This is a genomic window from Nonomuraea aridisoli, from assembly GCF_003236395.1.
Lineage (GTDB): Bacteria > Actinomycetota > Actinomycetes > Streptosporangiales > Streptosporangiaceae > Nonomuraea > Nonomuraea aridisoli.
This window is the reverse complement of sequence record NZ_POUD01000107.1, coordinates 18,983-27,064: the sequence shown is the minus strand read 5'-3', so window position 1 is coordinate 27,064 and position 8,082 is coordinate 18,983. Positions and strand designations below refer to the sequence as shown.

At 71.3% G+C, this 8,082-nt stretch carries 8 protein-coding genes; 2 read left to right on the top strand and 6 right to left on the bottom strand.

The features are described 5' to 3' along the window. Window positions 1–4: 4 nt before the first annotated feature. Entirely contained in the window at window positions 5–880 is an 876-nt protein-coding gene (locus tag C1J01_RS24375; RefSeq protein WP_111181294.1) for a serine protein kinase RIO, read from the bottom strand. Between the two features lie 408 nt (window positions 881–1,288). On the opposite strand from C1J01_RS24375, the gene C1J01_RS24370 reads away from it, so the two are divergent. Further along, window positions 1,289–1,849, top strand: coding sequence for a hypothetical protein (locus C1J01_RS24370; protein ID WP_235854636.1), 561 nt, complete (start codon window positions 1,289–1,291; stop codon window positions 1,847–1,849). Window positions 1,850–1,853: 4 nt separating this feature from the next. Here the strand turns inward: C1J01_RS24370 and C1J01_RS24365 are convergent, their stop codons facing one another. The 4 genes from C1J01_RS24365 to C1J01_RS24350 all read right to left on the bottom strand — a co-directional run bounded on the left by C1J01_RS24365 (window position 1,854) and on the right by C1J01_RS24350 (window position 4,901). Continuing rightward, window positions 1,854–2,429 carry a Uma2 family endonuclease gene (locus C1J01_RS24365; RefSeq protein WP_111181293.1) on the bottom strand — a complete coding sequence of 192 codons (576 nt, stop codon included), beginning with the start codon at window positions 2,427–2,429 and terminating at the stop codon, window positions 1,854–1,856. Between the two features lie 56 nt (window positions 2,430–2,485). Then, entirely contained in the window at window positions 2,486–3,094 is a 609-nt protein-coding gene (locus C1J01_RS24360) for a hypothetical protein (RefSeq protein WP_111181292.1), read from the bottom strand. A 247-nt stretch (window positions 3,095–3,341) separates the two neighbouring features. After that, a complete protein-coding gene (locus tag C1J01_RS24355) occupies window positions 3,342–3,977 on the bottom strand; it encodes a DUF4126 domain-containing protein (protein ID WP_111181291.1) in 636 nt (211 codons plus the stop codon). 18 nt (window positions 3,978–3,995) lie between these two features. Further along, window positions 3,996–4,901: a choline kinase family protein gene (locus C1J01_RS24350; RefSeq protein WP_111181290.1), complete on the bottom strand. Its 906-nt coding sequence runs from the start codon at window positions 4,899–4,901 to the stop codon at window positions 3,996–3,998. Between the two features lie 68 nt (window positions 4,902–4,969). On the opposite strand from C1J01_RS24350, the gene C1J01_RS24345 reads away from it, so the two are divergent. Then, complete coding sequence (locus tag C1J01_RS24345) at window positions 4,970–7,333, top strand: GcvT family protein (protein ID WP_111181289.1); 2,364 nt, start codon at window positions 4,970–4,972, stop codon at window positions 7,331–7,333. Here C1J01_RS24345 and C1J01_RS24340 read toward each other — a convergent pair. After that, window positions 7,311–8,069, bottom strand: coding sequence for a GntR family transcriptional regulator (locus tag C1J01_RS24340; protein ID WP_111181288.1), 759 nt, complete (start codon window positions 8,067–8,069; stop codon window positions 7,311–7,313). The two genes, C1J01_RS24345 and C1J01_RS24340, sit on opposite strands and share 23 nt — an antisense overlap. Window positions 8,070–8,082 lie beyond the last annotated feature (13 nt).

Genomic DNA, 8,082 nt, shown 5'->3' with positions numbered 1-8,082 from the left:
GGGGCTATGTGGGGAGGCCGGCTTCGTGCCGGAGGAGGGCGGCGAGGGTGTCGGGGTCGGCGGTGGCCACGCCCTTCGCGGCGAACCAGGTGGCGACGTTGCGGGCGTCGCGGTCGAGGTACGACGGTCCCGCCGGGTGCGCGATCACGTCCACGATCTGCGGCAGGTCGATGATGAGCAGCTCGCCGTCGTGCACCAGCAGGTTGTACGGCGACAGGTCCCCGTGGGCGAGGCCCTCGCGGGCCAGCGTGACCATGGCCGTCACGAGCTGCTCCCACAGGTCGCCGAGCCCGTCGGCCACCTGGGCCAGCCGTGGCGCGGCGTACCCGTCCGGGCTGCCGATGAACTCCTGCAGGATCTCCGTCCCGACGATCTGCACCGGGTACGGCACCCGTACCCCCAGCTCCCACAGCCGGCACAGCGCCTCGAACTCCGCCACCGCCCACTGCGCGGCGATCGCCTGCCTGCCGAAGGCGGTGCGGTGGGCCATGGCCCGGTTCGTCCGGTCGTCGCGGGTGCGGCGTCCCTCCAGATATCCGGAGTCGCGGTGGAACAGGCGGTGCTCGTGCGCGCGGTAGCGCTTGGCGGCCAGCAGGCACACCCGTTCCGTACCGGGCACGCCGCGGGTGATCAGGTGGACGTCGGCCTCTTTGCCGGTCTTGAGCACGCCGAGCTCGGTGTCGACGGCGGCCAGCTCGGTGACCAGCCAGCCGGGGTACGGTCGCGGCCCCTTCTCCGTGGGTGTGCTCTGGTCCCAGGTGGACCAGCGGTCGCCTTCCGGCGGGCCGTCGTCGGCCTCGGGGGTGCTCTCCAGCCAGTCGATGTCGTCGGCGTCGAGGGCGTACTTGCCGCGGCGGCGGTGTTGCGAGTGCTTCGGCACGGTGGGATGACTCCAAGCGTGTGACCCACCGGCGCGCGGATCAGCTCAGCGGGCACCCGGTGGGAAGGTGGTGTGGGGACGCGGAAAACGGCACGCGGACAGTCGTCGTCACGGTCTCACCCTCCCTTCACGGCTCGGAGCCCCGGAGCCGGAGCTCACATGTCGGAGCTCACGTGTCGGAGCTCGCGGTGTGGAACTCTCGGCTCCGAGCTCACCGGCCGGTGCTCATGTCTCCCGGCCCGTGACTCGCAGCTCATGGCTTTGCGCCGATCGGCATGCGCTGACCGGCCCGCCCGAGTATGCCGATCCCCTTCGAGCGCCGCAACCGATTAACCACCTGCCCGCCGCACGCCGTCCCGCTGGAAAAACGCGATGCGCCGCCCACGCGGCGTTCTGTACGGTGCGGCCATGCGACGATGCCCGGACTGCGGCCACTACGAACCCGCCGGCGCGCACGACTGCGCCCGGTGCGCGGCGCTGGTGGACGAGATCGTCGAGGAGGGCTGGCGGGAGTTCCTGCTGCGCGAGTTCGGCACCACCGAGCCGCCCGACGAGCGCCTCATCGCCGAGATGGTCGTCGACGAGCCCGACAAGCATCCGTGGCGCGTGGTGGACGCCGCGTACGACCGCCTCACCTGCGCCGAGTGCGGCGGCAGACTGAGCAGGGGACCGGCCGGCTGCGGACCTTGCGACCTGGCGAACGGCTTCCGCTACACGGCCATCGAGATCGACCGCCCCGGCGTGCCACCGGGGAACGAGCACTCACTGCGGGTGAACCTCGCGGTGACGCGCCGCCCGTCCGGGGTCTCCGCGTCCGAGGTGCTGCTACGGCGCCTGTCGCTGCCCCTCCTGCTGGACGGCCACCTCCCCACCACCGCCCAGGCCCACGCCACCAAGGCGATGGCCAGGCAGGGCGCCACTGATGAGGAACTCGCCGCCTACATCTACCGCGAATGGCGCCACGCCTGATGCGCTAACTAGGAGGCCAGTCCAGGTGGAGATCGATGTCCACATCGAATCCGATATTGGTCTGCAAGCGTTTGCGGTGGACTCCGGTCGGCACATAAGCCCTGACCGCTGGTTCGAGTCCGAAGGTGTAGACCACGGGCAGGCCGTTTTCGTTTTCGACACGCCAGAAGTGCTTGATGCCAGCATTGGAGTATTTGATCGGCTTGGTGGTCCGATCTCTGTCCATCGATTCGGCTGACACCACTTCGACCACCAGGTGAACGTCCTCCGGCTTGAAGGAAGTCGTGTTCTCCTTGATCGCTGACTTGTTCACCAGGAGGATGTCGGGCTCGGGTCGCTGCCGTAGGCCAAGCGTCACGGTCATTTCGCGAATGACCGCCAGAGCCTGCGGCGGTTTGAGGTGGGTTTCGAACAGCCGAACTGCGTACAAGTGAAACGCCGTCTGCGGCGACATCATGATGAGCGACCCATCGATCAGCTCGACGTGCCGAGGCGCGCCGGGGGGAAGGTGATCGAGCATGTCGGCGGTCCACCCACCAGGAGGGCCGGGATAGAACCACTCCGGCAACGCTGTGCTCATTGGATCCCCCTCGTGGATGCCACGTGACTCATCCATGATGTCACAGCGAGTAACGGTCAGGGGCGGTCGTTGCGGTCTTCCAGGGAGCGGCGGTAGAGCTCGTCGATCTGGTCGAGCGGGTCGGCGGGGGCGCTGCGGCGGGCCTCGATCTCCAGGTCGGTGCGGGAGGTCAGGTCGGCGATGCCGCTCCCGGTGTGCTGCACCTGGTCGCTCAGGAGGTCGGCGCGGATGCGGGCGCACATGGCCGTCAGCTTGGCCTGGTGCTGCCGGAGCCGGTCGAGGGTGGCGTGGTCGACGTACGGCGACAGGCGGCGCTGCTGGGCGTACATGCCGAGTTGCGCGTCGTGGACGTCGGCCTGCGACTGGAGGTCGGCGAGCAGGCGCGGCAGGTCGCCCAGGCCCCATCCGTCACGCTGGGCCTGCTCGACGGCCTGACGGGTGAGGGACACCTCGCGGCGCAGGTCGAGCCGGAGGCGCTCGACCTCGGCGGCGTCGCCCGTGCCCATCGCGTTGACGTGGGTGGCGAGCCGGGTCGAGGCCTGCTTCGCCTTCACCGCGGCCTTCTTGCCCAGCTTGACCAGCAGATAGATGCCGACGCCCCCCAGCAGCAGGAGGAACGCGAAAATCACCAGCACGACGACGAGGAACTCGCTGATCTTCGCCACCTCCTGTTGGGGTCCGACGCTTTGAAGGATAGCCCGCCGGAGCGCTCCCCGGCGCGCCCCGCCGAGCAAGCTCTTGCGCGACGGGAACCCGGACGAAGGGGACCGGCACGGACGTAGGAGGAAGCACCGTGAAGCCCGGCGGTCAGGCCGCCGGGCCTCCGGCTCCCCGTGAGCGTGCCAGGGGTTGGGGGCCACGTGACGCTCACTTCGGGACGCCCACCGTAGGAGGCGGCGTCACCGCGGCGGATCAGCCTGGCGGGGGAGTCCGCGTCAGCCCGGCGGATGAACCGGCGGATGAACCGGCCCCCTTGAGCGCCCGCCGCCGGCGTACCTTGACGATCACCCAACACGAGAGCGCGGCCAGCAGCAGCAACGCGACGATCACCAGCACCGGCGCGAAGACCGCGGCCAGGCTGATGCCGAGCGAGCCGGCGTCCTCGGCCGTGCTCACGACCGGCGCCCCCACCCCCGCCGTCCCGGCGTTGACGACCGGCCGGGCCGCCGACTTCATCACGTGCACCGCCAGCGCCACCCCGATGCCGAGCAGCCATCCGGCCCACGGGTTCTCGGCCATCCAGGACGACCGCTCGAACTCGGCGGCGGCGTTCGTGGCGGAGAAGACCACGCCGCCCGAGGCCGGGCGTACGACGGTCTGGATGGCGTCGTTGACGCTGTCGACGACCGGGACCTTGTCGAGGACCGTCTCGGCGATCAGCAGCACCGCGATCACCGCGATCACGCCCCAGTTGGACAACCAGGAGTAGGCGTCGGGCAGGCGCACGGCGTCGGTGACGTTCGCGAGCACGCCCACCACGACCAGCGGGATGTAGGCGTTGAGGCCGGCGGCCGTCGACAGCCCCAGGCCCGTCAAAGCGGCGAGCATGCCCCCAGTGTGCCCGTTTCAGTCGGTACGCGTGGCTTCTTCCATGAGCCGTGCCAGTGCCGGGCCGGTGAACTCGGCCACCGCCCGCTCGTACTTCTCCATGCCCCACGACCAGAAGTCGAAGTCGATGCTCTCGTTGGCGCCGTCCTGGATGGAGGCCCAGAGGGTCCAGCCGTACTTGGACATCAGGCCCTGCAGGCGCGCCCGGGCGATCTTGTTGCGCAGGCGGCGGCCGTAGTAGGCGGTGACGAGCTCCTCCAGGTGGCCGAGCGGCAGGGCGGACTCGCTCCAGATGTTGCCCAGCTCGAAGCAGGGGTCGTTGTTGCCGGCGTACTCGTAGTCGATCAGCCACAGGCGGTCGCCGTCGTCGAGGATGTTGCCCGGCAGCAGGTCGTTGTTGCAGGGGACGGTGCCCTCGTCCTGGACGGCCAGGCACTTGCGGATCTCGTCGACCAGGGGCATGAACTCGAGGTAGCGCGGCGGCAGGCGGTAGCCGCGCTCGCGCACGATCGCCAGATAGCCCCGCTGGATCTCGAACATGTCGAAGTCGCGCACGAACCTCGGCCCGGCGTGCAGCCGCCGGCAGGCCAGCGCCACCCTCGGCAGGTTGGCCGGGTCGTGCAGGTCGGCCTCGGTGAACGTGCGCCCCGGCAGGTGGCCGACCACCAGCACCCCGAGGTCGGGCAGGTAGTCGTGGACCGGCGCCCCCACCCCGGCGCGCGCCGCCGCGACGGAGTTGAGGTGTTCGGCGTCGCGGTCGATGCCCAGGAGCGAGCCGTCGCTGGCCCACACCCGCACGACGTAGGAGCCGGTCGGCGTGGTGACCTTGTAGTTGCGGTTGGTCAGACCCCCGGGCAGCTCCTCCACGGAACGCGGGACACCGGACAGCCTGGGGATGCGATCGAGGACCTCGGGCGCGGCCATGCTCGATGCTACTTCCGCCGTCCTAAACGGTCTAGACCTTTTGCGCGTACGCCGGTTAGTGTCCGAGAATGAGCGACTCGGCCCGCATCGTGATCATCGGCGGCGGGGTGGGCGGCGCCTCCGTCGCCTACCACCTCACCCAACTCGGCGAACGCGACGTCGTCCTGCTGGAGCGGGACGAGCTCACCAGCGGCTCCACCTTCCACTCCGCCGGGCTCGTCGGCCAGTTGCGCGCCGACCCCACGCTGACCCGGATGAACCAGTACTCCGTCGAGCTCTACCGCACCCTCGACGCCGGCTGGACGGAGTGCGGCGGCATCAAGCTGGCCGCCACGCCGGAGCGGATGGCGGAGATCCGCCGTCAGATCGGCTGGGCGCGCACGTTCGGGCTGCCGCTGGAGGAGATCTCCGTGGCCGAGGCCGTCGAGCTGTTCCCGCTGATGGACCCGGAGGGGGTGGTGGGGGCGGCGTACCTGCCGACCGACGGCCAGATCGACCCGTCCCAGCTCTGCTACGCCCTCGCCGCGCGCGCCCGCGAGGGCGGGGCGGCGATCAGGACCCGCACGCGCGTGCTCGGCGTCAAGACCGCGAACGGCCGGGTCACCGGCGTCCGCACCGACCAGGGCGACATCGACTGCGAGATCGTGGTCAACTGCGGCGGCATGTTCGCGGCCGAGATCGGCCGCATGGCCGGGGTGCGCGTCCCGATCGTCCCCATGTCGCATCAGTACGTCGTCACCGACGCCTTCCACGACCACCCCGCCCTGCCCACGCTGCGCGACCCCGACCTGCTCGTCTACTACCGGCAGGAGGTCAGGGGCCTGGTCATGGGCGGGTACGAGCGCACGTGCGCCCCCTGGACGGCGGGGGAGGGCTCCTTCGACGCGGTGCCGGCCGACTTCAACGGCCGTCTCCTGCCGGAAGATTGGCCGAGATTCGAGGAAATTTCGGCAAATTCCCGCATCCGCGTCCCCGCGATGGCCGACGTCGGCATCCGCAAGATGATCAACGGCCCCGAGGCGTTCACCCCCGACAACGAGTTCTGCCTGGGCGAGACCGAGGTCGGCGGGTTCTTCGTCGCGGCCGGGTTCTGCGCCCACGGCATCGCGGGCGCGGGCGGCATCGGCAAGGTCATGGCCGAGTGGATCGTCGCGGGCGAGCCCGGCATGGACCTGTCCCACATGGACATCCGCCGCTTCGGCCGCCAGTACCGCTCCCCGTCGTACACCGTCAAACGGGCGGTCGAGAACTACGAGACGTACTACGACATCCGCTACCCCGGCCACGAGCGGTCGGCGGGCCGGCCGCTGCGGGTCTCGCCCGCCTACTCCTGGCACCAGGCCCACGGGGCCGTCTTCGGCGAGAAGGCGGGCTGGGAGCGCGTCAACCATTACGCCGCCGACGAGAAGGGGGAGGACGAGCGCCCGCGCGGCTGGGCCGGCCGCTCGTGGTCGCCCGCGATCGGGGCCGAGCACCGCGCCACCCGTACGACCGCCGGGCTGTTCGACGAGAGCTCGTTCGCCAAGATCGAGGTCACCGGCCCCGACGCCGCCGCGCTGCTGGAGTGGGTGTGCGACAACCGGGTCGCCCGCGACGTCGGCGCCGTCACCTACACCCAGGCGCTCAACGGCCGCGGCGGCATCGAGTGCGACTTCACCGTCACCCGCCGCGCCGAGGACGAGTTCCTCGTCGTCACCGGCACCGCGTTCGGCACCCACGACCTCGGCTGGCTGCGTAAGCAGGCCGCGCGGAAGGGCGCGACGGCCAGGATCGCCGACGTGACCGGCCAGTACGCCTGCTTCGCCCTGTGGGGCCCGCGCGCCCGCGACATCCTGTCCGGGCTGACGCCCGATCCGCTCGACTTCCCGTTCATGTCGGCGCGCGAGCTGACCGTGGGCGACGTGCCGGTGCTGGCGCTGCGCGTCACGTTCGTCGGCGAGCACGGCTGGGAGCTCTACTGCTCCAGCGAGTACGGCCTCGCGCTCTGGCGGACGTTGTGGGGCGCGGGGGAGCCGCACGGGCTGGTGGCCGGCGGCTACAAGGCCATCGAGAGCCTGCGCCTGGAGAAGGGCTACCGGGTGTGGGGCGCCGACATCGGCCCGGAGACGACCCCGTACGAGGCGGGCCTCGGCTTCTGCGTCAAGCCGGAGAAGGACTTCCTCGGCCGCGACGCGCTCGACCCCGAGCCGGAGCGCCGCCTGCGCTGCCTCACGCTCGCCGACCCCCGGGCGGTCGCGCTCGGCAACGAACCGGTACGCGTGGACGGCCGGGTGGTCTCCCGGGTCACCTCCGGCGGCTACGGCTACACCGCCCGCGCCTCCATCGCCTACGCCTACCTCGCCGCCGAGGTCGCCCCGGGAGCGGAGGTCGAGATCGAGGTCGAGGGCGCCTGGGTGCCGGGCACGGTGGTCAAGGGCCCGGTCGTTCCGTGACGCCGCTGCGCACCGAGATGCGCACCCGGTCGGGGCGGAACAGGTCGAGGGCGTACTCCACCGGCGTCCCGTCGCCGGCGTAGGCGGTGCGCTCGATCAGCATGAGCGGGGCGCCGGGCTCGATGCCGAGCTCGGCCGCCTCGCCGGCCCGCGCGACCACCGGCTCCAGGCGCTCGACCGCCGTCCGCGGCTCCAGGTCGTAGCGCTCGGCCAGCAGCGCGTACAGGGAGCCGGTGAGGTCGCAGCCGAGCAGCCCCGGCAGGTCGGGGAAGTACGAACGTTCCAGCGCGACCGGTGAGCGCCCCGCCGAACGCACCCGCGCCACCTCGTGCACCGGCGAGCCCGCCGCCACCCCCAGCGCCCGGGCCGCCCCCGGAGGCGCGGGCACCGTCGCCGCGCGCAGGATCCGCGCCTCGGCCCGCAGATGCGCGCGGCGCATCTGCTCGGTGAACCCGGCCAGGCCCGTCAGATCACACTCGATGCGCGGTTCCGCCACGAACGCCCCGCCCGAGCGGCCGGGGACCCGCAGCAGCACACCCTCGCGTTCCAGCGTGGCCAGCGCCTGCCGGAGCGTCATCCGGCTCACGCCGAGCCGCCCGGCCAGCTCACGCTCGCCGGGCAGCCGGTCGCCCGGCGCCAGCTCGCCGTCGGAGATCGACTGCAGCAGCCACCGCTCGATCTGCACATGAGCCGGTACGCCGGTGCCGCGCTCCAGCTCAGGCGGTGTCCCGACCACACGCGCATCGTAG

Excerpts from the sequence above, each read along its gene's own strand:
- C1J01_RS24370 (WP_235854636.1), top strand. The coding sequence starts at position 1,289 with ATGCGACGATGCCCGGACTGCGGCCACTACGAACCCGCCGGCGCGCAC.
- C1J01_RS24365 (WP_111181293.1), bottom strand. The coding sequence starts at position 2,429 with ATGAGCACAGCGTTGCCGGAGTGGTTCTATCCCGGCCCTCCTGGTGGG.
- C1J01_RS24355 (WP_111181291.1), bottom strand. The coding sequence starts at position 3,977 with ATGCTCGCCGCTTTGACGGGCCTGGGGCTGTCGACGGCCGCCGGCCTC.
- C1J01_RS24350 (WP_111181290.1), bottom strand. The coding sequence starts at position 4,901 with ATGGCCGCGCCCGAGGTCCTCGATCGCATCCCCAGGCTGTCCGGTGTC.
- C1J01_RS24345 (WP_111181289.1), top strand. The coding sequence starts at position 4,970 with ATGAGCGACTCGGCCCGCATCGTGATCATCGGCGGCGGGGTGGGCGGC.